Source organism: Streptomyces sp. NPDC046915, from assembly GCF_040644935.1.
GTDB lineage: Bacteria > Actinomycetota > Actinomycetes > Streptomycetales > Streptomycetaceae > Streptomyces.
In genome coordinates, this window is the sequence record NZ_JBEYXB010000010.1 from 171,981 (window position 1) to 198,834 (window position 26,854).

The 26,854-nt window shown below is 66.8% G+C and carries 13 protein-coding genes; 4 read left to right on the plus strand and 9 right to left on the minus strand.

Annotation, left to right across the window (positions count from 1 at the left end; translation table 11 throughout):
• Nucleotides 1–6: 6 nt before the first annotated feature.
• Nucleotides 7–1,899, minus strand: a complete 1,893-nt coding sequence (locus ABZ915_RS26175; RefSeq protein ID WP_361807827.1) for a glycoside hydrolase family 15 protein — start codon at nt 1,897–1,899, stop codon at nt 7–9.
• 228 nt (nt 1,900–2,127) lie between these two features.
• A complete protein-coding gene (locus ABZ915_RS26180; protein WP_361807830.1) occupies nt 2,128–2,625 on the minus strand; it encodes a DUF6415 family natural product biosynthesis protein in 498 nt (165 codons plus the stop codon).
• A 189-nt stretch (nt 2,626–2,814) separates the two neighbouring features.
• Here ABZ915_RS26180 and ABZ915_RS26185 point away from each other — a divergent pair, with 189 nt between their 5' ends.
• Nucleotides 2,815–4,203, plus strand: a complete 1,389-nt coding sequence (locus ABZ915_RS26185; protein ID WP_361807833.1) for a Tat pathway signal protein — start codon at nt 2,815–2,817, stop codon at nt 4,201–4,203.
• A gap of 72 nt (nt 4,204–4,275) precedes the next feature.
• On the plus strand, nt 4,276–4,776 hold the full coding sequence (locus tag ABZ915_RS26190) for an SAM-dependent methyltransferase (protein ID WP_361807836.1): 501 nt from the start codon (nt 4,276–4,278) through the stop codon (nt 4,774–4,776).
• A 62-nt stretch (nt 4,777–4,838) separates the two neighbouring features.
• Here the strand turns inward: ABZ915_RS26190 and ABZ915_RS26195 are convergent, their stop codons facing one another.
• Nucleotides 4,839–5,348 carry an ATP-binding protein gene (locus tag ABZ915_RS26195; protein ID WP_361807839.1) on the minus strand — a complete coding sequence of 170 codons (510 nt, stop codon included), beginning with the start codon at nt 5,346–5,348 and terminating at the stop codon, nt 4,839–4,841.
• Nucleotides 5,349–5,479: 131 nt separating this feature from the next.
• Between ABZ915_RS26195 and ABZ915_RS26200 the strand changes: the two genes are divergently transcribed.
• On the plus strand, nt 5,480–6,721 hold the full coding sequence (locus tag ABZ915_RS26200) for a helix-turn-helix transcriptional regulator (protein ID WP_361807842.1): 1,242 nt from the start codon (nt 5,480–5,482) through the stop codon (nt 6,719–6,721).
• A gap of 74 nt (nt 6,722–6,795) precedes the next feature.
• Here the strand turns inward: ABZ915_RS26200 and cutA are convergent, their stop codons facing one another.
• Together cutA and ABZ915_RS26210 are read right to left on the minus strand one after the other, a co-directional pair.
• Entirely contained in the window at nt 6,796–7,116 is a 321-nt protein-coding gene (gene cutA, locus ABZ915_RS26205) for a divalent-cation tolerance protein CutA (RefSeq protein WP_361807845.1), read from the minus strand.
• 121 nt (nt 7,117–7,237) lie between these two features.
• Nucleotides 7,238–7,876, minus strand: coding sequence for an amino acid transporter (locus ABZ915_RS26210; RefSeq protein WP_361807847.1), 639 nt, complete (start codon nt 7,874–7,876; stop codon nt 7,238–7,240).
• 354 nt (nt 7,877–8,230) lie between these two features.
• Here ABZ915_RS26210 and ABZ915_RS26215 point away from each other — a divergent pair, with 354 nt between their 5' ends.
• The gene (locus ABZ915_RS26215) at nt 8,231–9,289 is read left to right on the plus strand and encodes a hypothetical protein (RefSeq protein ID WP_361807850.1); all 1,059 of its coding nucleotides are present in this window, start codon (nt 8,231–8,233) and stop codon (nt 9,287–9,289) included.
• Nucleotides 9,290–9,344: 55 nt separating this feature from the next.
• Here the strand turns inward: ABZ915_RS26215 and ABZ915_RS26220 are convergent, their stop codons facing one another.
• The 4 genes from ABZ915_RS26220 to ABZ915_RS26235 are packed head-to-tail and all read right to left on the minus strand — an operon-like array spanning nt 9,345 to nt 26,744.
• The gene (locus ABZ915_RS26220; protein WP_361807853.1) at nt 9,345–11,675 is read right to left on the minus strand and encodes a UvrD-helicase domain-containing protein; all 2,331 of its coding nucleotides are present in this window, start codon (nt 11,673–11,675) and stop codon (nt 9,345–9,347) included.
• Entirely contained in the window at nt 11,672–18,409 is a 6,738-nt protein-coding gene (locus ABZ915_RS26225) for a DEAD/DEAH box helicase (RefSeq protein WP_361807856.1), read from the minus strand. The genes ABZ915_RS26220 and ABZ915_RS26225 overlap by 4 nt, the downstream gene beginning before the upstream one ends.
• Nucleotides 18,406–23,688, minus strand: a complete 5,283-nt coding sequence (locus ABZ915_RS26230; RefSeq protein WP_361807860.1) for a hypothetical protein — start codon at nt 23,686–23,688, stop codon at nt 18,406–18,408. Before ABZ915_RS26230 ends, ABZ915_RS26225 begins: the two co-directional genes overlap by 4 nt.
• Nucleotides 23,685–26,744, minus strand: a complete 3,060-nt coding sequence (locus tag ABZ915_RS26235; protein ID WP_361807863.1) for an SNF2-related protein — start codon at nt 26,742–26,744, stop codon at nt 23,685–23,687. Before ABZ915_RS26235 ends, ABZ915_RS26230 begins: the two co-directional genes overlap by 4 nt.
• Nucleotides 26,745–26,854: the final 110 nt, after the last annotated feature.

Below are 26,854 nucleotides of genomic sequence, written 5' to 3' on the forward strand. Positions count from 1 at the left end.
GGGTGGCTAAGCGTGTTGCGGCGTCAGGTCTTCGCAGGTCTGGCGTGCGCTGAGTGGGGCCGAGCGGGGCGTAGGAACCGCGACCGCGCCGCCGTGGTGGGAGGTCTGCATCGACAGGAGCTGAAGGAGTCGGGCGCTCTGGATCAGGCCCATGTGGCTGAACGCCTGCGGGAAGTTACCGAGCTGGCGGTGCTGGACAGGGTCGTACTCCTCGGCAAGGAGCCCGAGGTCGTTGCGTAGCGCGAGAAGGCGTTCGAACACGGCGCGGGCCTCGTCGAGGCGGCCGGTCAGGGCCAAGGCATCGACGAGCCAGAAGGAGCAGAGGACGAAGGCGCCCTCATCGCCCTTCAGGCCGTCCACCCCGATACCGTCACCGATGGTCGGGTAACGGCGCACGAGGCCGACCGGTGTGGAGAGTTCACGATGCACTGCGTCCACGGTGCCGACGACGCGCGGATCGTCCGCCGGCAGGAAGCCGACGCGAGGGATCAGCAGCGTGGCGGCATCCAGCTCCTGGGAACCGTAGGACTGGGTGAAGGTGTTGCGCACCGGATCGAAGCCCTTGGTGCAGACCTCGCGGTGGATTGTTGCCCGCAGCTCGATCAGCGGGGCCACGTCGATGTGGAGGGCACCGGCCTCGGCCAGGCGGATGGTGCGGTCTACCGCGACCCAGGTCATCACCTTGGAGTGGACGAAGTGCCGACGAGCCCCGCGCATCTCCCAGATGCCCTCATCGGGCTCCTGCCAGCGCTGTGCCAGGTGCTCGATGAGTCGCTGGTGCAGCACGGCGGTGTCGGCGCAGTGGGCGACACCGCTCTCGTGTGCGAGGTACAGGGTCTCGATGACCTCGCCGTACACGTCGAGCTGAAGTTGGTCCGCCGCCTCATTGCCGACCCGTACCGGGGTCGAGCCCTCATAGCCGGGTAGCCAGGACAGCTCCCGTTCCCGCAGGTCACGCTCTCCGGTGATCCCGTACATGATCTGCAGGTTCTCCGGATCACCGGCCACGGCGCGCAGGAGCCATCGCCGCCATGCCTGCGCTTCCTGCCGGTACCCGGTACCTAGGAGCGCGGCCAGCGTCGTGGAGGCATCGCGCAACCAAGTGAAGCGATAGTCCCAGTTCCGGTTTCCGCCGATCTCCTCGGGCAGTGACGTGGTCGGCGCCGCGACGATCCCACCGCTCGGCTCGTACGTCATCGCCTTGAGCGCGATCAAGGATCGAATTACGGCCTCTCGATATGGCCCCTCGTAGGTGCACTCCCGTGTCCAGTCCTGCCAGAACGTGAGTGTCTCGGTCAGCGCGGCCTTGGGGTCGGGAACGTCTGGCGCCGCTGCGTGGGATGGGCACCAGCTGAGGACGAACGCCACGCTCTGGCCGGAGGCGACAGAGAAGGCACTGACCATGACGCCGTCCTTCTCCACCTGCGGGACGCAGGTGTCGAGCCACAGAGCGTCCGCGCCGGCCTCCGCGACCATGCGCCCGCCGACCTCATGAATCCACGGGCTGACGCTGCCGTACCCCGGTCGTGGACGCATGGCCGAGATCATGGAGACCTCACCGGTCATACCCTCGACGATCCGGATCACCTGTGGTGCCCCGTCGCGCGGTGGCATGAAGTCCAGGACACGGACTGAACCGGCCTGGGTGCGCCATACCGATTCGAGGACGAGCGAGTCATCGCGGTACCGGCGCTCGGTGACTGCTTCGGAGCAGGAACGGTCGGCAGGAGCGATCTGCCAGGTGCCGTGTTTCTGCGTGCCGAGCAAGCCGGTGAAGACGGCCGGCGAGTCGAACCGGGGCAGGCACAGCCAGTCGATCGAACCGTCATCGCAGACGTGGGCACTGGTCTGCATGTCGCCGATCAACCCGTACTGCTCGATGCGCGGAAGCCGTTTCATCGTGTGGATCTCCGTGAGCCCCGCAGGTCCGGGGCGGTATCGGGACCGCCGCAGCGGCCGGGAACGGTGGGAAGAAGAGAGGCCGGTGGTTACCTGAGCGAGGAAGGGGCGTTCGGGGCGGCGGCAAGTCCTCGCCGGCTGCTGCAGGACCGGCCGCGCGCTTGCCGCAAAGAACCAGCCAGGCCATCGGCCCGAGGACCAGCCCGATGATGACGGCCCCGGTCACCGTCATGTCCGCGGTACCGAAGCGGCGAAGACCAGACAGGCCAGGGTGAGGGCGAAAACCGCCCCGCGCAGCACGTTGATCTTCGGCTTCCGCCAACGCCGCCCGCGCTTCGATCGGGTCGGCCCGGGATGGCACCTTTCCACGTGAGCCATAAGCTCCTCGGTGGCTTCGGCGAGCTTGACCAGGTACAGCCGGCTCGGCATGTAGCCCTCGGGAGTGCTTTCGGAGCAGAGCCGTTGAGCTCGCACCAGGACAGGGCTGCCCACGGCAGTCCGTGCTCCCAACTGGCCGACATGACCGCGCAGAAGTCGAACGAGGTCCTCCACATCGGCAGCGTTCTCGGGCAGCGGCGAATCCTCGCCCAGCACGAGCGTTACCGTCTCGGACGCGGCAACCACGTGATCGCGCTCTGGCGCCAGCACTACGCTGACGGACTCTCGCCGCCCTCGCCCGTCCACGATCTGGCTGTCGCCTCGGCGAGGGTCCAGCGAAAGGCGCATGACACAACTCCTGTTCGGATCAAGCCAAAGTGAGCCCAAGTCGCCAAGTGACACTGGCCACTGGCGTGCGAAGTGAGTGACCTCGTCGCTACGTTGAGCGAACCGTGAATCGCGGCCCAGCGGTATGCCCACACCGCCCGCAGGGCCGTCAAAGGCGTCAAAGATCATTTCGGAACCGAGGGGCAGTCCATGGCCCGTGAACGCAACGTCGCCCTCGCCGCACTTCTGCGCGAAGCGGGCTGGTCCCAGCCACAAGCAGCCGCTGCGGTGGCCCGCGTGGCCGCGGAGAGCGGAGTACGCGAACTCGGCGCGATCTCCCGCTCGCACATCGCCATGTGGGTCCAGGGCACAAAGCCCAGCGGCAGAGCACCGCATATCCTGCGCGAGACGCTGTCCCGCAGACTCGGCCGCCGCCTCTCCCTGGCCGATCTCGGGCTGGAAGAAGAGCCGAAAGGTATGACCGACAGCGGTTCCGACTGGAGCGTCGACCCTCTGACCGCACTGGCCGAGCTGGGAAGCGACGATCTCGACATGCACCGACGCAAGCTGCTGGCCACCGCCGCCTACTCCGCCGCTGGCCTCGCCCTGCCCACCGCGTCGTGGTGGGCAGGCGCCCCCGCTGCAGCGGTGAACCGCCGACCGGCCTCCTCGCGCTCGGTGACCCAGGCGGACATCGACGACGTCCGCGATCTCACGGTCTACTACTCCGCGCGCGACCAGCAGCGAGGCGGCGCATCCGGCCGCAAGGCCCTCGCCAGCCACCTGCTCGACGGTGCGGTACCGCTGCTCGGCGGCCGATTCCGTACAGATCAGCTCCGCCGCGACACGTACTCCGCCGTGGCGGAGATGACTTACCTCGCCGGTTGGATGGCCTTCGACGCCGGTGAACACCGCACTGCCCAGCGTTACCTCACCATTGCCGCCCGCATCGCGGCGGAAGCTGGAGACGGACCGCTCGGTGGTCACGTCCTGCGCGCCCTCGCCCACCAGGCCGTGGACCTCGGGCATCCACGCAGGGCGCTGGCCCTGGCCGATGCCTCGATGTCCCGCGACCGCTACGGCCAGGCCAGCCATCGTGAAAAGGCGCTGCTGGCGATCGTCCATGCACGCGCCCTCGCGTCCGATGGCGACCGGGCCGGCACCCTCGCGGCCATTAGCCGCGCGGAGCGGGACCTCGCCCGCGCCGACGCCACCGAGGCACCGGCCCGCGTCGGCTTTTTCCAGGAAGCCTCCCTCGCCCACGAGACGGCCTGCGCTCTGCGTGACATGGGCCAGCCTCGAGATGCGGAGGTCCACTTCAAGCGCAGCGTGGCCACACGCCGGCGCCAGCAGTTCGCCCGCACTCACAGCGTCACACTCGGCTACCTCGGCGCCGTCCAGGTCCAGCAGGGACGCCTCGACGAGGCATGCGCAACCTGGAACGAAGCACTCGACGCCATGGCCGGTATCCAGTCCGGGCGAGCCCGCGACGTCATCGTCCGCATGCAGAGCGACCTCTCGCCCGTCCGGCAGCGCGGTGGTCGCCACGTCGCCGAACTGGACCGTCGCGCGCGGGGCATGTTGCGCGCCATAGGCTGACCACAGAACACTTTCGCGGCGCTGACCGCAAGCCGCCGCACACGCTACGCCCAGGGAGAGGAACGAGCGCTGATGCCGACCTTCGAGGTCAAGTCGATCGCAACGGTCGTCGGCGGCCACACCCGCGTACAGGACGACTACCAAGGTGGGGTCGAATCGATCATCCGTCTCGACGAGGAGTACCCCCTCGAAACGCTGCAAGGAATCGAGGAGTTCTCCCACCTCACCGTGACCTGGCGCTTCCATCTGGCCCGACCCGAAGACGTCCAGCTCCATGCACGCAGTCCAAGGGGAAACCAGAACTGGCCGGCGACCGGTACGTTCGTCCACCGCAACCACCGTCGCCCCAACCAACTGGCGATCAGTTACCCGCGGTTGCTCAAGGTCGAAGGCAGGGATCTCCTGGTCACCGATCTCGACGCCGTCGAGGGGACGCCAGTGATCGACCTGGCACCGTACTTCAAACAGATGGGGCCTCAGGGCCCGATCCGTCAGCCCGCATGGCCTGGCGAGATGCTTGAACCGAACTACTGGGCGAAGGCAAGCGAACGGCCCTCGGAGCGTCCCTTGTAGGGGAAGTGACTGAGCTGCCCGACTCGTTAACCGCATGGCCGGGAACCGGTTGGAAGTCTGGCTCAACTCGCAGCCCTCGCGTACCGGAACTCACACCACGTCTCCTTGCCGCTGCTCTCCCACGCGTTTGAGATCGCATCGACAAGCTGGATCCCGCGACCGGATTCACCGCCGGGTCCGGTTTCCTTGAGTACAGCTGGGGCCGGATTGTGATCGGTGACCGAGACGCGCACCACGTCGACGGCCACCGTGACCCGGAGCACGATTTCTCCCTCACCGTGAACCACGGCGTTGGTGACCAGCTCCGAGACGGCCAGTACGACCACCCCCGCCACTGGCTCCGAAACACGGCACCGCCGCAGGAACGCTCCGGCTGTCTGCCGCATCTCCCCAACTTTCGCGAGATCAGGGAGAAAGACGGCCTGACAGCCATGGGATGCCGCCGGTATGCCTGCCCTCGCCGATGTGCTGTGCCGGTCTTCATCAACCGACCTCGCGCATGACACGCCTGCTACGTCGGCAAAGCTGCGGATGCCCCCGCCGCGAGGGGTCTCCTCTTGGAGCCTGGTCATGGGGGCTATCGCACCGCGTGGCGACGTCATCGACCAGGGGAATCCTGAGGGGGAAAAATCTGTCAAGGGGGAAAGCTGGAGGGGGAATTAAGGCCATGATTGGATTCCGCCCACCAACAGAGGTCACACTCATGCCAGATCCGTTCGCCGACCTGCTCCTGCGGCTTCGGCAGGATGCGGGCCGGACGCAGGAGGAGCAGGCAGAGGCGATCAATGCTGTCTCCGGCCGGGACACCATGACCCGCCGAGAGATCAGCCGCTATGAAAACTTCGAGAACATCCCTACCAATCACACGATCGGCCACATCGCGGCGGCCTGCGGTGTCCCCTTCGAGGAGCTACAGCGAGAGGCCAAGGCTGCCCGCGCTCGGAAGAGAAAGGGGCATGCCAATGCAGGGGAGGACCAGGACGCCGTGAAGCGTCGCACGCTGCTGGGTGGCGCCGCTGTCGGCGTGAGCGCGGCTGCCGAGCCCTGGGGGCGCCTCGCCTTCGCTCTCAGCAAGGGGTCCAAGATCGATTCGCCCTCTGCCGCCGCGCTCATCGACCGGGCTGCTGAACTGCACGTCCAGGAACTCAACCTCAGCGCCCGGCGGCTACAAAGCACGGTCGAGTCACATCTTGACGCGATCACAGCGGCTCTGCCCCGTGCTGGCGAACACGAGCGGGCTCTCACTATCGCCGCCGGAGAAACCGCCGCCCTGGCCGGTTGGGTGGCCTGGGACCTGGGTGAGCACGACAAAGCCGACGCCTACTACAAGGTCACGTCGCAGTGCGCGACCACAGCCGGACACCCTCCGCTCCGAGCCCTGGCCCTGACCTACAGCAGCTACGGCGCCTCGACGCCGAAGGCGAAATTGGAGTTCCTGTCCCAGGCGGCCAGCGATGTGCGAGGCCGCGGCAACGCTACTGCTGCCGCCTGGGTGCTCGGCAGGCACGCGGAGGAGGCTGCGGCGGCCGGCGACGAGATGGGGGCGCTCCGGGCGTTGGAGCGAGCGCGCTTCGCCTACGACTTCGCGGATCACACCAGCGAGCAGGCGTGGGTCCGGTTCGTGACCCCGTACCGCATGGACTCGCTGGCCCTATCCGTATACGGGCAGTTGGGGCGTCCTGAACTCACCGCTACAGCAGACACCGCAGTCGACCGCCTCGGAGACGAACTCCCGGACGGAGGCGTCGTGGTCCTCGGTGATCTCGCTTCGGCCCTGCTGCGTGGGGGTGACGTCGATCAAGGGGTTTACGTGTCACGCCAGTTCGCCGCAGCGGCACAGGCCAAGCCCAACACGATGGGCAAGGAGCGCGCATCGACTATCGCAGCGTCGCTCCCAGACAGTGAGCAGGAACTCGGCCGCTATCTATGGCAGTTCGCATCCTGAGTCCTCACACGCGGTAGGCGGGGATGCCCAGGACGCGAACGCCGTCGTACGGCCGGCCCGGCGCTCCGCAGAACCTATGCCGTCTCCTCGACAACCCAGGACAGGTACGCCTCCGACCCGCCGGTCACGGGCAGCGTGATCCACTGGGGGACGTCGTACGGGTGCTTCTCGTGCAGCCACGCCTCCAGTGCCGGGAGACGGTCCGTCGTAGTCATATACGAGATCCGCCACTCCTGCGCCGTCTCGACCTTCCCCTTCCACCAGTAGAAGGCTGTCATCGGCGCATCGATGTGAACGCCCGCTGCCAGCTTGCTCTCGACCGCGCCACGGGCCAGCGTCTTCGCCTGGTCCTCGTTGTCGCTGGTCGTCTGCGCGATCACAATCTCGTTGGTCATGCAATTACCTCTCCGGCTCGGGTACCGCGACCCTACCTAGCCGCTGGAGTCCCGATCCCAAGGCCGTCCGAGCGGCACTCCGGATCTGGTCAGTGCTGCTCCCAGTCGTAGGGCAGGTCGTCTAGAAGGTCCGCCTGGGTGGCCGGCGGTGCCGGGCCGGCACGTCGAGGCGGTGGACCCACGGGTGATTCCCGTACGTCGCGAGGATGGCTTCGGCGAGCCAGATCCTCTGTGCCAGCCCGAGCATCGGAAGGACTGCGGTGAGGTCTGTCTCATCCTTGGGTCCGGGGTTCTTGGCCTTGTAGTAAAGCTGGACTTCAGGACGCAGGTAGGGAATGCCGTCCGGGCTGATCGCGCCCAGCTCTGCCACGGAGCGGTGCACGGCGGTGTCGCGGCGGGACACCCACAAGCCGTCTTGCGCTTCGTCCAGCATGATTTGAAGGCGCCACGGCTTGCCGGGCTCAGGGCGGCACCAGATGTCGTGGATGCCCATGGGCAGGTACTCGTCGGGTAGCCAGGGACGAAGCTTGCCGGGCGGATCAGCCGCCCACCACTCCCACCCGGCGAGCACGTGCTGGGCAGCGTGCTGGTCTTCGCGCAACAGCAGGACGTCGATGTCGCCGTGCTCGCGGATGGCGTGTCCGACAGCGAGTTCGATGGCGTGGCCGCCCGCGATCCACCAGGTGCAGCGCGCTCGTGAGAAGAGGTCGGCGACTTCAGCTAGTGGGGCGGGCTCCCATGCGGACGAGTCGATCGTCATCTTGGGAGCGTAGCCGTTCAGCGGCAGGTGAGGTGCGATGCGCGCGTCGCCGATAGCAGGAACGTTGGTTCGGTGAGTGGGCCAGACCCCAGTGGGACGGATCAGAGTGTCGGCCGCTTGTTGGAGTGGGGAGAGTGCCCGTACAGGGATCCCGAGACCGGGGAGGTGGCGGGGCGCGACCTGGGCCGGCTCAGTAGTGGCCTTTGAGGTCATCGCCTCATCTCCTACGAGTCAGGCACGCGGCACGAGCATGGTGGTGTCGGGAAAGGAGGTCATGGCAATGGGCCTCTGTTTGCCTAGTTGAGCCAGTGAGATGATCACGCGGGAGATTGCTCGGTGAGTAGGGGGTTGACCATGATCAAGGGCGCCGCGCTGCGGGGGTACTTATTGGAAGAGGCGCTTGCCTGGCTTCTGCGCTCCTCTGGCTACCGCCTGCTGGTGCACGAGAGCCAGGACCCCGAGGAGCTGGCGACCGAAGGGAACACGCTTCGGGTGCGGGGCCGGGGAGCACTGCATCAGGTGGACGCACTGGGGGAGTTCGCGTTCACACCGGCGTTCTCGATGCCGGTGCGGCTGTTCCTGGAGGCGAAGTTCTACCAGGAGCGCTGCGGACTGGAGATCGTGCGCAACGCCCACGGAGTGCTGCACGACGTGAACGAGAACTTCGTGATGCACGCCGGTAGAAGGCCGCGGCAGCGGTATCAGTACGCGTACGCTCTGTTCTCGACGAGCGGGTTCACGCCGGACGCCCAGAAGTACGCCTTGGCGCACCAGATCTCGCTGGTGGATCTGTCGGGCGCCTCGTTCGCATGGCTGCTTGGGACGATCGGTACCACCGCGTGGACTTTGGAGCAGGCGCAGTTCCACCTCGGGGCGTCCGGGACGTTTCCGGTGACGTGGATGCGTACGGAGCTGCGCAAGAAGTTGGGGACCTGGACCGCGTCTGCGGAGCTGCAGCCGACCCCGGCGCCGGCGGACGGCAGATTCCGGGACGAGGCTGAGGCGGCGATCGCCGGTTTCGCAGCCGCGCTCCAGCAGAACAGCGGTGCCGAGTTGCTGTTGGGCTTCCCGTCGGCACCGTTCATCCTGCCGCTGGCCGCCAGCGATCACCTGGCATTCACCACGTACGCGGATGCCCAGCCGGACCATGCGGTGCGCATTCGGCGACGTGGCAATGGCGGTTCGGCGGAGTGGACGCTGTCGCCGCTGGGTGACGAAGGTGCGTACGAGCTTGCCTTCAAGCTGCCGAAGCAGGTGGAGGACTGGATCAGTGACGTCGAGGGGAAGGAGCGGCGGCGCACCCTAGAGGTTAAGGAGCAGTTCCTTTCTGCGATCACGATCTACCGGATGAACGGCGGTGGCGTGCGGGCGTATCAGCTGCGCTACGAGGCGAGTTCCCTTTCGCACTTCTGATTCCCAGCGAGGAGAGGAATGTCGGCCTCCCCGAGGGTGGGGAGGCCGAGGTCTGTCAGACCGGCAGGTAGGGGCTGGGCTTGCCGTGCCAGCTGATGTTCAGCGCGTCTCGGGCCCGCGTAGTCGCCACGAAGAGCAGGGAACGGGCCTTGCGCTGCTCGCGCTCGTAGCGGGGCGGATCCTCGGTGCGGTAGCGGTCGATGACGTGTGTGCGGGGGAGGATGCCGTCACTGGCGCCCACGATGGCGAGGCGCTGGTACTCGAGGCCCTTGAAGCGATGCATCGTGCCGACGTGGACCTCGCCGTCACCCTTGGGACCGTCCTTGGTGAGTTCGGCACAGGTGATGCCGGCCTTGGTGACCAGGTAGTACATGGTCTGGCTGACCATGTCGCGGTCGGCCACGCATACGGCGATATGGCCGCTCGGGTCTATGGGTGAGCCGTTCTCGTCCGTGGAAAGCTCCTCGCGCCACGTGGCCAGGGTGCTGGCAAGGCCGGCGAGCTCGTTCTCCCAAGTGTCGTACGGCGTGAAGGCCGGGGCGGGGCCGTGGAGGACGGAACGGTATCCGGCGAGGTTGTCGGTGCCGTCGTCCAGGTCGTCGTAGTTCACCTGCTGCCCGGGCTTCACGGGGTCGACCACACGGAGGGCCTCGGTGAGGATCTCCTTGGTGGTGCGGTAGCTGAGGGTGAGGCGAGAAGAACGGCCGCGGATGTTGATGCCGAGGGTGCCGAGGGCTACCTGGTGGTCGTAGATGCGCTGATGGGTGTCGCCGGCGATGAACATGTCGTTGGGCAGGTCGGGATCGGCCATGGCCCGGAGCATCTTCCAGTGCGCGGGGCTGAGGTCCTGGGCCTCGTCGACGACGATGTGCCGGTAGCGGTAGTTCAGGTAGCGCATGCCGGAGCTGTTGTCGCGGTGGATGAGGTCCTTGCCGCCGACCTCCTCTTTGTACTCGCGCCGGGCCCTGATCTTCGCGGCGCGCTCGATCTCGAAGCGGGCAGCGCGCTCGGATGCCTGGCCCCAGGTCTCCACGCCGAGCTTGTCCAGGCGGGCGGTGAACTGCTCGATGAGCTTCCAGATGTGGTTGCGCTCGGGCCGGGTCAGGGAACGGCCCCGTCCTGCACGGCGGGCCTGGAAGTAGGCGGAGCGGGTGGCGACGGACTGGCCGAGGATAACCTGCTCCCACTCTTCCAGGAGGAACTCGGCCTCCCAGCGGCGGTAGTCGAGTTCGGCGAGGAGCTGACGCATCTCATTCAGCGCCACGTGGTCGTAGACACGCTGCCGGCCCCGCCCAGGTGCAGTGTTCTCGCCCAGGACGCGGGCGGCGAGCTGATCGATGTGAGCGATCTCGACACGGGCGAGGAGTTCCGGCTCGACGAGGGAGGCCAGACGCAGGCGGAGGTCCGTAGTGAGGTTCTTGGTGAACGTGGTCAGCAGGATCGCCCTGTTGCTGCCGGGGGGCAGTTGCTCGGCCAAGTGCTTGACCCGGTGCAGGGCGACGATGGTCTTTCCGGTGCCGGGCCCGCCCGAGACGCGGGCAGGTCCGTTGTAGTGGCGGTGGACGATGCGTTCCTGCGTGGGGTGGAGGAAGACCTTCCATGCTCGGAAGTCCCCTTCGTCGATGGCCGCCTGAACGGCATCGTCGACGGCGGTGACCTTGGTACGGCTCAGGGCCGCGGCGAAGTCACCGAGATCGGGCTCGTGGCCGAGCTCGACGGGCTGCGTGATCTCCTTGCGGACCTCGTCGATGGGCATACCGGCGGCGAGACCGTAGAGGACGTCCTTGGACAACAGCGGGGCGCCCTCGACGAGCTGGTCCAGCTCTGTGCTGTCGGTGACGGCGAGGGCCAGCTCGATCAACTGGTCGGCGACGCCCAGCTCACGCAGCTGGTCGGCGCTGTACGCGGCTAGCAGGGGAGGGGTCTTCACCGTCGGCTGCGGCTGCGGCTGCGGCTGCGGCTGCGGCTCGGGCTCGGCCCGCGGCGCGGCCCGGTCAGGTTCGGCCGGGGTCAGGGTGATCCCGGCACGCCGCAGTGCGCTGTCGCCGACGACCGCGAGGTCGACGAACTCGATCTCGCCGGTGACACGGTTGACCGCGACCTGGAGTTCTTCGTAGACGTCCTTGCGGTGGCGGACGGCGATGACCAGCCAGCTCTCGGTGCCGTCCGTGTCCACCCCGGTCGGGGTCAGCAGCGCGCGGTAGGAGTCGTTGACCCGCGCGGACCAGATGCGCGAGTCGCCCTTGAGCTTCTTCAGCTTCAGGCCCGGCTGGTTCGGGTTGTTCCGGAAGACGTGGCAGAAATCGTAGAACTGGGCCTTGACCGAGCGGTCGAGCTTGTACAGCTCCTGTTCGGCCTTGCGGTACAGGCTGAGCCGGGCGGTCATCGGGTGGTGCCTTCCGTGTCGGGGAGCTGTTGGAGCAGGGTGTCGAGGTGGTCGAGCCATGCTGCGGCGGTCCGGACCGTCCAGCCGTCCTCGGCGTAGGCGGCGTCGCGTCGCTGGGCCTCGATGTCCTCGTCGCCCTGGTGAGCGGCGACGACGGCGATCTTGAGGTCGGGAGTCTGCCAGGCGAAGTCCGCTTGCCAGCGGCTGCTTCCGAGTTCGAACCCGAAGACGGGGGCCTGCTTTCCGTGCTCGGCGAGCGTCTCGGCGAGGCGGAGAAGGGCAGGTGCCTCGTCGGGGTCCTCGCGCAGGATCTCCAGGATGTCGTCGTCCCAGACGGCGTCCCGGATGATCTTCCGGAGGGCGGCTTCCGCCGGCGAGTCCGTGCTCGGCTCCGAGGCGGCGGGCCGGACTTTGGGCTCGGGCACGAGGGTGGGCGCGGGGGCGACTGCTGCGGCGAGCGAGTCGAGTTCACCCAGGCCACCGCATACGGCGAGAACCTCTACCTCGAAGTCCGCGGCGCTGCTGACGGCGAGCTGGACACCGTCCCCGCCGAAGAGGGACAGGAACTGGGTGATGTTGGTCCAGTACAGCCAGGACCGCCACCGCAGCTTGTGCTCGTCGGTGTCGAGGACAGCGTCGCTGTCGTCGAGGACCGTCAGGGCGGTCCACCGCAGGTTGTCAGGATTGGCCGCGTCCAGCGCGAACACGATTGGCAGACCGTGCTCGTCCTGGGTCCGGAACACATGAACGGGACCGAGGCTGCCGGCGTCGGGTACCACCGGCTTGCCGTGCTGTCGGCCAGCTCCGAAGGAAGCGAGCTGTTCGTGCAGCGCGGCGACGAGCTCGCTGCGCTTGCCGGTCGCGGCGACGGCGGTCGTGGCGGGAACAGCGGTGAGGCCAGTGACCAGGGCGCGGGCCCGGCGGGCCCAACGGGTGGCGTCGGGGTCCCGCAGATAGGCGATGAGCGTGTCGATCGGGTTGGCGAAGACGGCTTCGCCGAAGTGGGCGCGGTTGCCGCCGTACTGCTCGTAGGCGGCCTTGGCCTGCTCCTGTGCGGTGCCCCGGTACGGCGGCCAGACCGGTTTGGTGCGCCCCGGCCGCCCTTCGAACAGATCGATGTCGGCCCAGGTGATCTGGAAGACGATCTTTCCGTCGGCACGGAGCCGGGTGCGCTGGGCCGCGTTCTTGGCGATGAGGTTGTGCTCCCGGCTGGCATGGAACCGGAAACCTTCCAGGTAGACGTGCACGCTCTGCACCGGACCGCCGACGCGGGTGAAGGTGAAGTCCGTTCGTGTTCCTTTGAGCTGCCGCTGGGCCGTCAGCCTCCAGTGCATCACGTCCGAGCCGTCGGTAAATCGCAGATGTCCGCTGGCGTGTCCCTCCTCATCCAAGGCCGCGTCGTCGGTGACCTTCACCCAGTCCCGCAGCGCGGTCAGGAAGCGGGCCTCCAGGTCGGATTCGACCTGAGCGTCCAGCCCGACCAGCCCGGTGTGCTCCACATCGCTGATGTCCCAGCCGTCCTCGCCGTCCTCCTTGAACAGCAGCGACTCCAGCATGCTGAGCGCCGCCTGGCGCGAGACGACGTCCTGGAACTGCTCGGGGGTGTAGCGGTGCAGACAGCGGTGGCAGGCGCGCCGTTGCTCCTCGGCGCACGGACATGCCTTGAGCTGTTCGTACGCCCGAGCGAGGGTGTCTCGGAAGGCACGGCGGTCGGTGAGCCGATCCAGGTAGCCGGTGCCGCCCGGGAGAGAGTCGAAGAGCACCAGGAACCAGCGGCGCTCGCCGCTGTCCATGTCCGGCATGGAGGCCACCGTGGTGTCCAGGTGCTGCGGGTCGCCGCCGAAGTGCAGGTCGACACCGAGTCGCAGGGCGGCCCGGAAGGAGTGCACCCGTGCGTCGACGTCGGCTGTCGCGGCCGGGATGAGGATCCGCAGGGCTTCGGTCTGCAACTGGTGGGCCAGCAGCACCTGCTCCTGCGTGACGCCGTCCTTCTTGCCGCGGCGCAGCGGGCACCACGGGCGGTGGTGCTTGAGCTGCGGGGCGCGGGCTGCTGCCGATTCAAGGGCGTCGGTGTCGTGGTCGAAGACCGGACGGCCGTCCGCGCTCGCGGCCCCGCAGGCGGTGCACACGTGGAAGGGGTTCAGCCGGACCAGGTGGCCGGCGAAGTCATCTCGGGCAGGAGCGTCGTAGCGGACCGGGCCGACGTTGATCCGTCGGATCATCGCCGTGCGGCAGAAGTCCACGCCGAACGTCTCGCGGTCGTGCCGCCAGGACTTCCCCCGCTCGATCTTCTCGACGGGGATGTCCACCGCGTCCACAACGGTGTACGAGCGGCGATCACGGTCGTCCTTGTCGTCCCGGATCCGTGCGTCCTCACGCTTGTCCCGTGACGTCACGGTGGCCGGCTCCACGACCCGGAACAAGCAGGAGCCGTCGTCGGCGATCTGGCTCGTCCTGCACCGGGGGCACGGAGAGCGATCGTCGGTGGCGTTCTCGGTGCGTACGTACCCGCACCCTGGGCACACTCTCCAGGTCCGCCACTCCTGGCGCCCACCCGTCGACAGCTCCAAGCCGGTGATCTCGTGCCGGTAGCCGTTGACGTAGAAGGTGTTGCCCGGCGCCAGCTCCTGGATCGCGAAGCGGCGGGGCCGCTCATAGGAGACGGTCTCGGACGTGTACACCACCTTGCCCGTCTTCGGGTCGATGCCGTCCTCCCCGTACAGGGTCGCCGACAGTGTGGTGGACGAGTCGATGAGGGCGTAGTTCGGCAGCAGACCCAGGTCACACAACGCGGTTTGTGCCGTGGTGTCGCCCAGGTGGAGCAGCTGCCTGCCCACCCCGCGCCGTTCGGCGTCCAGTTCGGCCTTCTGACGGGCCTGGTCGGGGTCGCTGTCGTGCAGCTCGCCGTGGGCCTCGTCGATCTCCCGCAGCCGCGCTCGCAGCGCGTCCTCGGCGCGCCGCCACTCGCCTTCCGCCCTCTCTACGGTACTGCGCAGACCGTGCGTCGCATACGCCTCCAGATCGGCCCCGGCCTGCTCGCTGACGCCGACCGGGAACAGCCGCAGGAACCCCTTGACCAGTTCCTCGCCTTGGTCGAGGGCCAGCTCCACCAGATCGGTCAGATAGCCGGACGGGCCGAACAGGCGCGGTGCCTTGTGCGGCAGCGCGCGCAGCACGATGCCGTCCGCCCGGACGAGACGGCCGGCTGCGGCGAGGTCCAGCAGATGCGCCAGGTACTGACGACGAAGGATCTCGACGGCTGACAGGTAGGACCCGGGCGGCACGATCGTGCCCGCGATCAGGTCCTTCGGACGCTCGAGGAAGTACAGGTCACGGCGCCGCCGGTCGGGGATGGTCAGCAGGAAGGCATTGCCGGTGCGGCGACCGGCCCGGCCGACCTGCTGAGCGTAGGAGGCGGGGCGGCGCGGCAGCGCGGCCAGCACGACGGCGGACAGGTCGCCGATGTCGATGCCCATCTCCAGCGTCGGCGTGCAGGAGAGCACATTGGGGTCCTTGAATCCGCCGCCGCGCTTGAACGCCTCCTCGACCTTCTCACGCTGGTGTCGCGTCAGCATGCCCGTGTGCTCGGCGGTGACCACCTGATAGGTGCCCGCCCCGAGGTAGAGCCGCCGGTAGTAGTCGTCCCTGTAGTCGCGGTCGCGGTGGTGTACCCCCAGCCCCTCGGGCCGGTCGCCGGCCACAAGGCGGCCCCGTCGGCACCGGTAGGAGGGACAGGGCTGGTTGTGCCACTGGTCCAGCAGCGACGGGTGGACCGTCTGCTCCCAGAAGCACACCGGGCACCGCACGTACGAGACCCGCACCTGCTCGTCGTCCAGCAGCCGGGCCTCGATGTTGCCGGGCTTGAGCCCGTACACCCGCACCGAGGTGTCGTTCGGGGTGCGCACCGACAGCAGCCCCATTGAGGCGAGTTCTGGCAGCAGCCGGCTCCACAGCTCGGGTGCCAGCTCACGCGGCAGCTCCAGGCATCGCCCGGCCCACCGCTCGTACCAGGAGAGCCGTCCGGTCGCGAAGTCGAACTCGCTGCCGTTCTTGGGCTGCCCGAGCAGGAACACCGGGGCGGCGATCCCCTTCGGAAAGGCCCGCATGCCCGGAGCCCGCTTGCCCCAGATGTAGTACCGGCTGGTGCCCGCCTCATCGATGAACTTGTTCAGCCACTGATGGGCCACCGCACCCCGGGTACGGAGCCGCTCCAGGAAAATACGTACGAACGCCAGATAGCGGGCGTCGTCCTGTGCCACCAGCGGCAGGCCGTCCCGCACGCACTCCTCGTGCAGCTGCTTGACTAGCGCGATCACTGCCGCCGGGTCGTCGATGCGGACCTGCGCGGCGGCGGTGCGGGTCAGCTCCAACGTACGGCCGTTCCGGGACCGGAAGCCGAACTCCATCAACGCCTCGAACGCCAGCCGCTGACCGATCAGCCGCCACGTCTTCAGATCCCCACCGCGACCCTGGCCGGACAGCAACCGGTTCACGCCCTTGAAGCCGTGCAGGTCCGGTGGCACCACCGCCGAGAGGGTGTCCTTGTCCGTCGTGGCGTCGACGACGTTCGCGATCAGATCATTCAGCGCGGTCGGCTCGTCGTGCCGCAGGTGGTCGGCGAGGAGAGCACGGAGCGAGAAGGTGTACGAGCGGTTGGCGACGAACCCGGCCCGGTGCGCGGCGTCCTGCACCGAGTCGTTGAACATCAGCGTCTTTTTCTCGTGGAGCGTCTTGTCGAGCTCCCCACCGGTGAAAAGCTGGGTGATGGACGCGGCCGCCATCGCGGCAGCACCCGTACCGAGGTAGCGGATCGCGTTGCGCTCACCGCACGCCGGACACCAGTCCTCCTTGGCCGCGGTGTTCGCCGTCTCCCCGAAGTTCACGAGCACGAACGTCGAGTCACGGGCCGTCAGCCGGGGCTCCTTGGTCTCCCTGTCGTAATCGTTCAGCGGATCAGGCAGTCGCAGCTGCTTACGGGTGCCGTCCAGCACCATCAGCACCCCGCCGGCACCCTGCGACGCAGCCGAGCCCCCCTTGCCGCTGGCCGCAGTGAGCAGCGCGGCTCCGGAACCCTCCCGGGCCTCCCGGTCCGTCGCGGCGATCAGGTTCCGCACCCGGGCCTTGTCCTGGCCTAGCGACGCCCGCCGAATCTTGTACGTGTCGAACTGGACATCGTGGTCATCGCTCTCCGGCGAGAACACCGCCCAACCCGACCGCCCGCAGTCACGGCAGTAGATCGCCGGCAGGAACAGGTTCGCGCTCTGCCCTGACGTCGCCGTCGTCACCGGCGCCATGCGGCCGCTGTCGGCCGCGCCGGCATCGGCCGTGCCGGCCACATCCCAGCGAAACTCCGCCTTCGGCCACGGCAGCACCCCGCGCAGCAGCCGCGACACCGAACGCGCCCACTGATGCACCTCGACGTGCACGAAGGGCCGGGGCTCGGCGCGCGAGGACTCCGGATCGCGGGCGTACGACAGCAATGCGACGAACCGCGCCAGCGCCTCGGCCGCCTTCTCCGGCTGCCGCGCCACCGCCTCGGACCAGCCGGCGGCGCCTGCACGCCACATCACGTCCAGCACTTCGGCACTGGTCTTCACCCCGCCGCCGAGCGCCTGCATCACCGCGCGAGTGAACAGATGCCGCTTCAGGTTCCCACCGAGGAGGAATGGATCGAGGTCACGGACGTCCGTCACCTTCTCGATCAGATCCAGCAACGCCTCATCGTCCGTTGCCGGATCGGGCAGCGCCAGCAACTCGTCGGGTGTCGGCATCGGCTGCATGGTCACGTCGCCGAGCGGGATGAACTCCTCGACCGTGAGCCGGTTCTCCCCGACGATGGAGTCCGCCGTGAACTCCGTGCCGAAGACGTGGGTGGCTACCTCCAGCAGCTGCGCCGTGCCGTCCTCGTCCGTGCCGGAAGCGAGAGTCGCCGATGTCGCGACCGGGCAGATCTTGCCCAGCGGACGGCCTTCCTCAGCTGCCCCCACGGAGGCGGCGAGTCGACGCAGCAGCATCCCGACGTCCGTGCCCTGCGCGCCGTCGTACGTGTGGAACTCGTCCACGACGACGTACCGGATGTCCGACTCCCGCCACAGGGGAGCGTCGTCCGCACGCTGGAGGAGAAGGTCCAGCATCTTGTAGTTCGTTATGAGGATGTCGGGCGGGGACAGCTGCATGTCCGAGCGCCGCGTCCGCACCTTCTCGTACTGCGTCGCCGCGCGCTCTCCAATGTAGAGGCCGGCCGACAACTTCCCGAGCTCGGCGTTCTCCGTGAGTAGATCGTTGATGCGCTGCGCCTGGTCGGTGGCCAGGGCGTTCATGGGGTAAAGGAAGACCGCCTTCACCCCGGTCTTGCCGGAGGCCCGTTCCCGACGGCAGTGGTCCAGTACGGGGTACAGGAATGACTCTGTCTTACCGGACCCGGTGCCGGTGGTGACCAGCGTTGGTTGCGGGGTGTGGCCGTGCGCCGAGGTTAGCCGCGCGAACGCGACCGCCTGATGCGCGTACGGCTTGAAGCCCTCCCTCTGCCACTCAAGGTGGGCGCGCCACTCCTGGCCGGCCACGGTGAATGGTGTCCGGATCCGCAGATATGGGCCTCGGAACATCCCCGACGTCTCGTCTCCGAGGAACCGGTGCAGCGCTTCACGCGCACCCTCGTCGGTGAGCGCGTAGGTCGTGGATAGATACTGCAGCAGACTTTCCTTGAGCCCGCGTGCCTGAAGTGTCGGCCTCACCGCTTCGGCACCTCCTGCTTTACCGGATCCCACTCGCTGCGGGCGATGGCCTCGTCAAGCCGCTTCTTAAAGACGGCGTGTGCTGCTCGCATCTCCTTCTCGCGGTCGGCCTTATAAAAGGGAGCCCTGTACCCATCCGGTTCCGACACGTTGGCGGGATTTGCTAGGTAAGCGAGGAGTTGGTTGTAATGATCGCGAGTCTGTCCATGCCCGTGGGTACGAGGGTTTCCTGCAATCTTGCGCCCGGCCGAGTCAAACCAAGTGGTCCGCTCGTAGTCGGATAGGACCGGATACCGCGACCTATAGAGGGCTGCCAGTTCATCAGCGTCGAGGCCCAGCCAGACAGATACCAGCGCGTCGATCTCTACCAGCGCTGCGCGCCGCTCGAGCTCCGTTCTCAACGGGGAATTGCTCCGCCATTCATGCGGGGATTCGGGAGTTAGGGGTTGCGCGCCTGGCCATGAAGCTGCCCATTTCTCGCCGGAGTAATGCGGGGTTAGCTCAGACCAGATATCTGCATAGGCGTTCGTCATGCAGTTCAGTCTTAGAGTACGGATGGCCAATGCCCTCGCGAGTGGGTGGTCAACGCTAGGGGCTGGCATCTTGGATACGTCACCAATCTGCAGATGTGGCCGACCGATGATGCGGAGAAGATAGTCCATTGGGAGGCTGGACCAAAAGCCGGTCAGTAGGAGCGTCGCTTCATTGCTGCCGAGATGTAGCGTGTGTACAGCGTCCACGTGTGTGACGCCTGGAGCGATTAGTGCCACAAAGAGGCTTCGGTCCCCATCAAAGGAGATCATCTTGCGCCATGCAGTTCGGAAGAACTCTGAATAGGGTGCCCCGTCCCAGTGATCCTGCGCGGATGTGAAGTCAAGCTTTGATGCCAATCGTTCATAATTGGTCCTCGGGGTGTGGTCATCCGCGATGTCGCCTGGGTTGACTAGGTACCAATCTTGAACGCTATTGCAGGGAATTCGTGGCTCTTTGTGAAAGGGCGTGGAAATTCCGAAGTTGGGCCCCTGGATGATGACGTCGGTCGAATCCTGTGCGGTGCCCGTGTTCCAGCGAATGAGTCCGGAATTTTTTGCGCCCTTCTCATGAAAACCCGAACTGGCGCGGAAGTCGAATGAGTCAACGCGAAGTGGGGCAGCCGTCAGAGCTGCGATTGCGGCCTGCTCATGGCTTGTCACTGGGTAAAGGATGGGTGCGCAATATGCATCCTCGATGCGGCCATCCATAATCTGATTCCAGAGTTCAAGAACTTCTTTGTTCACCCAGATGAGTCGTGTTGCGTGAGGGCGAGTGTCCCACTCTCCGTTGACGCGGATCCCTGGCAGCTCTCCACGGCCGGAGTCCTTCAAGGATGCCAGCAATGTATCCGGTGCAAAGATCCAGCTTGCGTGCGTGAATCCGATTTCTTGGACGCTTCCGTAGATGTGTACACCGTATTGGCGCGTCCACTCGATTTCGGAGAAGAGTCTTCTGCGGTTGGAGAAATGAGCGTGGAATCTTAGCCTCTGGTACGAGGCAGAACGCAGACTGGCCTCTTTAACTCCGCCTAGGTGAGTGTCGGGGTGGATCAGCCCAATGATCCCATCCCTGGAGTTGTTCGACCAGGAGCGGATCATGAAAGCGCGGTACAGGTCAGGCTGTGTTCCAGCCAGCAAAGTATACGTTGTAGGTGATCCCACAAATTCCAGGACTCCGGCATTTCTGCCAAGTTCACTCAGTATGAAATCTCTAGCCTTGGGGTCTTTCGACAACGCAGACTTGCGGACGACCCATTGCGACTGATTTGGCTTCTCTTCCAGGGCGAACCACGGGTCTTGCTCCCCGAGGATGGCGGGTTCGTCCCACTTGGGGCGCACCCAGGGGGGGTTGCCCACTTGGAGGTCGAAGCCACCGTTCCGAGCGAAGACGAGGGCGAACTCCAGCTCCCAGTGGAGGAAGCCCTGATCCTCCGTGATGTCGTGCACCTCCCGGAGCCATGGGAAGCGGTCCTCGGGGTTGCCGGCATCCATCCCCATGAAGCCGGGCAGCGTCTCCTCGAAGCTCTTGAGTGCGTCGAGGTCGTTGAAGCTGTCGATGAGGGTGCCCTCGGGCACGTCGGCAGTGCCGAGCATGGCCTCCAAGAACTCTAGCCAGTCATCGAGGTCCCTAAGCGGAACGATCGGCCGACGCTCTGGGGCTTTCGGCTTCGGTGCTGTTGCCTGGACCTTGCCTCGCGGTGTCACCTGCTTGAACTCTACGACTGCGTCCTCCGCGCTCAGTTCGAGGTCCTCGAAGCTGGTTTGCTCCGGACCGAGTGCGAACAGGGCCGTTGTCTCGACGTATCGCGGCCTGGGCAGGGGCCTAGGAGAAGCCAGCGGTTCCGGTTCAGTCGAGGCAGTGAGTGATTCTGTCGCCAGCGGCGCGCCGTCGAGGAGGCGGCTGAGGCTGTCTACCCCCGTTACTTGGGGCGCCGCCGTGTATTCCCCAGTGGTGCCGTCGAGCAGCCCGGCCTTGTCGACGGGCCAGAACCACAGGGCGCACCAAGCATCCATGATCTTCTTGAGGCGCCAGTACGGAGTGTCAGCGGCGTTGAAGAGGTCTTCGAGGACCTGTTCCTTGGTAACGGCCTGGTCAGGGCGGCGGAGGAAGGCGTACTCCGGGTCGGTGGGGTCAGCGCCCCAAACGTCGATCCTGCGGGCGATTGCCTGTTCAGAAAGCTCGATGCGCTTGACTACGAGCGACCAAAGGAATTCGACGCGACGGGCGGCGTCCCGGAGGCGGGTGAACTGGGATACTGGCTCCTTCCCTGCCTTCCCGGCCTTGCTGCGCTTCGGGCGCTGGAGGATGCCCTTTTTCCACGCGGCGAGCTGTTCGACGCTTTCCTTCGCAAGTTCCTTGGCTTCCTTCGAGCCCGCGACCGCTGCCCAGCCGGGGCTCGGCAGAAGGAACTGGTGTACCGCGTCCTGGGGGAGTGGCTGGGGCTCGCCTTCCTTGAGGAAGGGCAGAGGGGTAGGGGCCAGGGCGCCCTTGGCTTTGAGCCATTCCTTGCCGATGACGTTGTCGGCCGCGTAGACGGCGCGGCGGGCACCGATGAGGCTGTTGCCGCGGCGGAGGTGGAGGCCGAACCAGGGGGCTCGCATGCCCGGGTGCATGGTGTTGAGCCAGAGAGACACCTCGGCGAGCTCGACACCGGTGGCGTTGAGGTCGACGCCGTACGCGTTGTGCAGGGCGATGTACGCCTTGGCCTTCTGCTTCTCGGTGAGGGCGTCCGCGGTCGGGATGGTGACGCCCAGCTCGTCCTGCCTGCGGCGCAGGTATTCCTCGGCAACCTGGTTGATGGCCTCGTTGAGGAAGGCGCCGGACCCGAGGGCCGGCTCGCAGATCTTGTACTTGAGCAGTTCCGACGCCCGGGTCTTGATGATGTTGCCGTCGGCGTCGCGCTCCTGGTCAAGGCGGTGCTTGAGAGTGAGCTCGACCGTGACCTGGGTAAGCGACTCGGGGGTGTAGTACGAGGCGGAGGTCTCGCGGTCGCGGCCAGCGAGGCGGTAGACGAAGGAGCCCTTCTCGTACTTCTTTACGCCGCGCAGGCCCTTGCGGGCGTCGTCCTCGTCGTAGTGGACGAGGGTCTCGTCGCGGTACTGGTCCTGCTTCTTCAAGGGGATGAGCCAGGAGCCCTTCTCCGGCTCGCCGCCCTTGGCGACCTCGCACAGCTCCTCCTCAGCGATGATGCCGGTGTACGACATCAGGCCCTCGTAGACGGCGCCGAGTTGGTTGATGCCGAGGTTGCGGTAGGAGATGAAACCGCCCCGCTCACCGCGCTTGCCCTTCTTCATGGTGAGCAGGCGCAGTACTTCGTGCAGGGCGGCGTTGCGCAGGCGCAGGTCGAGCCAGCGCGGGTCGCTGTCCTCGTCGCTGCGAGGGTCGAGGACGCCCCTGCCGACGAGGCGTACCGAACCGGGCTCGAAGAGCTCGCTCCGCAGTGGCTCGAAGCGCAGGCCACGGTCTTCGCTGCGGCGGGCGGCCTTGGCCTTGCGGGTTTCCTCGTCGTCGCCGGGCTGGTCGTCGTCGGCCTCAGTGCCGTACGGGCGGTGGCCGAAGTTGACCTTGTTGAAGAGGACGTCCAGGGATTCATGCAGATGGAAGCCGTTGCGGGCCTCCTCCTCGACGAGTTCCTCGTCGCGTTCGACGAGCTCGCGCAGGCGGGCCATCGAGTAGCCGGCCTCGTAGCTGCCGTCGTCGGCGGGAAGGATGCCGAGTTCGGGGCGGGCCTCGGCGTAGAGGAGGAACAGGATGCGGTAGAGGTATCGGAGGGATTCGCGGGTGAGTTGCCGGGCGAAGGGGATCTTGGGGCTCTCGATGTCGGCTGGGGTGACGTTGTTGTCCGGCGCAGCCATCCGCGCGAGAACCTCGTTGGCGATGATCTCTACCGAGCGCTGGATCCCATGGCGCAGTTTGCCGGAGACGCCGGCGGCGTTGGCGTTGGAGGACTTCAGCAGGACATCAATGGTCCGGCTCTGGTCGTTCTCGCCGGGCCGGAGCATGTCCAGGCTGAACAGCGCTGCAATGGTAGCGAGTTCGCCCAGCTGGCTGCGGTCGTTGCGTTCGAGGGCTGCGTCGAGGTTGACGGCGAGAGAGCGGCCCTCGTTCCAGGACTGGCGATCAGCGAGGACGAGCACGCCTCCGCACAACAGCAGGACGAAGCGCGGGCGAGGCCCGCCGGCCTCGCCGAGCTCGCTCTGGAAAAGCCAGGACGCCAGGGCCGGGCCGGTCTCATACATCTCGCTTGCACTGACACGCAGCGGGTGCAGGAGCCGACCGGGGCCTGTCGCGTTCAGGGCGGCGTCGTTGTCGGCGGCCCAGCCGCAGTCCAGGGCGATGATCCCGTGGCCGTGGTAGGCCACGGTCAGGGAGTGATCGCGTCCGGCGCGGTGGACGGTGACCTCGGTGGGAGTGGCCTCGAAGCCGAGGGCTTGCAGGACCGTGTGGTGCCACTCGGCCAGACGCTTGCGCCACTCGGGGTTGTTGTGGGTATTCGGTCGGACCTCATCTCCTGCGTCGCGCTCGGCGGCCTCGGCGAAGTAGCCGCGTACGTCTTCGGAGAGGTAGACGCCGCGCAGCGAGCGGAGGAGCTCCCGAGGAGTCTTCCGCGGGTCGTGCTCATCGCCTTCGCGCAGGGCCCAGGTGGCGAACAGGCCCTTCTTCAGATCGGATCCGAGCTGTTCGGCGAAGTAGTGCGCGGCGAAGTACTCGCCGCGGTTGCTGAAGGAGTCGAAATCGGTGCTCATCGGTCGGTGCCTCCCTCAGCGGCGTTGAGCGGTTCCAGGACGGCGAGCAGGCGCAGCATCGGCTCGCCCGTGGTCTGTAGGGAGTTGAGAAGGCTCAGCCGCCTACTGGCGCTGAGGTTCACTCCGCGCTTTCCCGTCCCATCAGAAGAGAACATGGCTTCCTGTTGCCAGTGCACGACGCGCTTGCGAGACGGGGCCAAGATCGCCTCGATCTCCTCGCCATACGCCTCTTTCAGGTCCCGGAGGTGCTGTTCGGCCCTGTCGATGGCTGCAGGCACGAGCTCCGTCAGGCCGCTGAGGTCGCGCGGTGCGGCGCGGCCGGGCATCGTCGGACCCACGCCGTAGTCCTCCAGCACATCCGGGGTCAGAGGCGTCACCTGAAGGTTGTGCGGTTCGCCGTGGACGGCCATCCACTCGACGATGGTGGGCCGCCCCAGTGCGTTGGAGCAGATGCCCTGCACCAGGAATGTCGGTGAGTCCACGGAGGCGGCGAGCACGGGGGACTGGTGGCGGCCGACCTCGACGAGCACCTTGTCGGTCAACCAGTCCAGGACCGGGTGGACGTCGGTGACGTAGGAGACGTTCGGCCACTGTGACTTGGACGACTCCCGGGCCGCCTTCAGACGCCGGTCCGCGAGGTCCTTGGAGAAGGTGATGCGCATCCGTCCCGGCTCAGTGTTCCGGGGCATGATCCGCTGCTCTTCGAGGTACGACTTCGGCAGTGCCTTCAGCCGGTACAGCAGGTCACGCGGAGGTTCGAAGGCGATCGTGCCGTCGTCGTCGCGGCGCATCGAGAGCTGGTCCTCGGGATTCGGACGGCAGATCTGACGCAATGCCTCGTCGAAGTAGTCAGCGGTGGACGAGAACAGACGTGGCACGTACGCCCGCCGCACCTCGGGATGTTCCGGGACGGCGCCCACCTGGCCGAGCAGTCCGGAAAGGAACGCCGCACCCCCTTGCTGGGACTGCTTGATCGACTCCTCGACAGTCCGTCCGGCGATCAGGTCCTGAGTGAGGCGGTTCTCCTCCTCCTTGGCCCGATACAGGCCGGTGACCGCCTCCACCGAGCCCTCGATCTTGTGCGCTTCCTCCTCGCGTTTCAGCAGCTTCTCGCCCACGAGGCGGTCGTCCAGCGTGCGGGGCTCCCCGGTCGTCTCGTCCGTCCGCCAGGGGATGTCGCTGGTGAGGATCAGAGCTCGGAACTCAGGCCGGTGCTGCTGGCCGTAGCGGTCGATACGGCCGTTGCGCTGCTCGATACGGATTAGAGACCACGGCAGGTCGAAGTGGATCAGCCGGTGGCACTGCTGGTGGAGGTTGACGCCTTCAGAGGCGACGTCGCCGGTGAACAGGATGCGTACCGGGTCGTCGCGCAGCCCGAACTTCTCGACGATGGCTTGCTGCTCCTCGTCGCTGGTGGCATCGCCGTGCATTACCTGGACCGCGCCGCCGAAGGCGAGCCAGGGCTTGTTCTCGTCGGGGTCGGCGCCGCGACGGAAACCGAGCGCGGCCGGGACAGCCTCCGCGAGCCACTTCAGTGTGGGGATGCGCTCGGAGAACACCACCACCCGGGTCTCCGAACCGGGGCAGACACCCATGCTGCGCAGCTCGTCCAGGAGGGCCGCCAGTTTCGCCGAGTCACCGTCTTGGATCCGCTCGGCGATGTCCCGGAGGTCCAGCAAGGCTGCGCGCTCCGCCTGCCTTGCCGCCTCCCGGACCGCCGGGTCGACCGGGCGGGCTGGCCTCTGCCCGCCTCGCGCCGGCTCGGCGGCCGGCTGCTTGTCCAGCGTCGTCAGTCGCGTCTTGACGGTCTCCAGCAGGGCCTTGTGTGAGGACAGGAAGGACTTCAGCAGCTGGTAGGGCACCAGTTGGTGTCGGCTGACCGAAGGCTGGTCGGGATCGGCCGGGATCCAGCGCGTGGCGAGCTCCTGGAAGACGGCGAGTTCCTTCTCACCGGCCGCTACGTGGATCGGCTGGGACGGTCCACGGTCCGCCCAGGCGCCCTTCAATGAGTCGCGGACCTCCGCCGTCGTCTTCGTACGCCGGATGTAGAGGTGCTCAAGGTCCTTCACTTCGTACTTCGACGGGTTGGCGATGGCCGCCTCGTCCAGCATCTTGATCAACTCGGCGAACGACTCGGCACGACCGTTGTGGGGCGTGGCCGAAGCCAGCAACAGCGCGTCGGTCTTCCGAGCCAGCAGACGGGCGAGCTCGTTGTTCTTGGTGCCCCGATTGACCAGATTGTGGGACTCGTCGATGACGACGGCGTCCCAGTTGGTGTGCTCGAGGTGGTGCGCGTAGACGTCGCTCTTGAGCGTGTCCACGGAGATGATCGCGCGCTTGAAGTACGCGAACGGGTTCCGGCCGGCCGGGATGTCCTGCTGGATGCGCTGGATACCGGTGGAGTCCAGTCGGACGAGCGGAATGGCGAAGCGGGTCCACAACTCCCGCTGGAACTGCTCCAGCACATGCTGGGGGGTCACGACCAGGATGCGCTCGCCGCGCCCGCGCCGGATCAGCTCGGCCAGCAACACCCCGATTTCCAGGGTCTTGCCCAAACCCACCACGTCGGCGATCAGGATCCGCGGCTGCGGGTTCTTCTCCAAGGACAGCGCCAATTCGGCGGGCCGCAGCTGGTGCACCTGCTGGTCCATGAGGAACCCGTCGGCCAGCGCGAGCCCATGCTCGGTCTGCGGCAAAAACGTCTTGCGCATCACCGCTTCAAGGAACAGACGGCCCCGCCGGTGGTTGGGTGAGTCGTCCGGGACGAGCCGCGTCTCCCTCGGGTCCAGCACCTGGATAGCGTCGAGTCGGCTGTAGAAGACCGCGTCCGTGCCTCGCACGAAGGACGAGATGCCGGTGACCTCCACCATCCACCCGTCTTTGCCGACGTCCTTGGAGTTCCGGACGAGCCACAGCTCGTCGCGAATCAATACCTGGGACCCCGGGGCGTAGCCGGACGACCCGCTGGTCCGCCGTGAGGCTGGAGCATCCTCCGGCGCCCAGGCGTCCCACACCTCATCGCCCTGGCCGCCCACGGCTTCCGCCTCGACGCTCAACGTCCACTCCGATCCATCACCAGCGGCCACCGACGGCCGCACACACCCCACACGCCTGCAAGCGACGGACTACGCCGTCCCAGCGCGCCATTCCGACAAAGAATCTCACC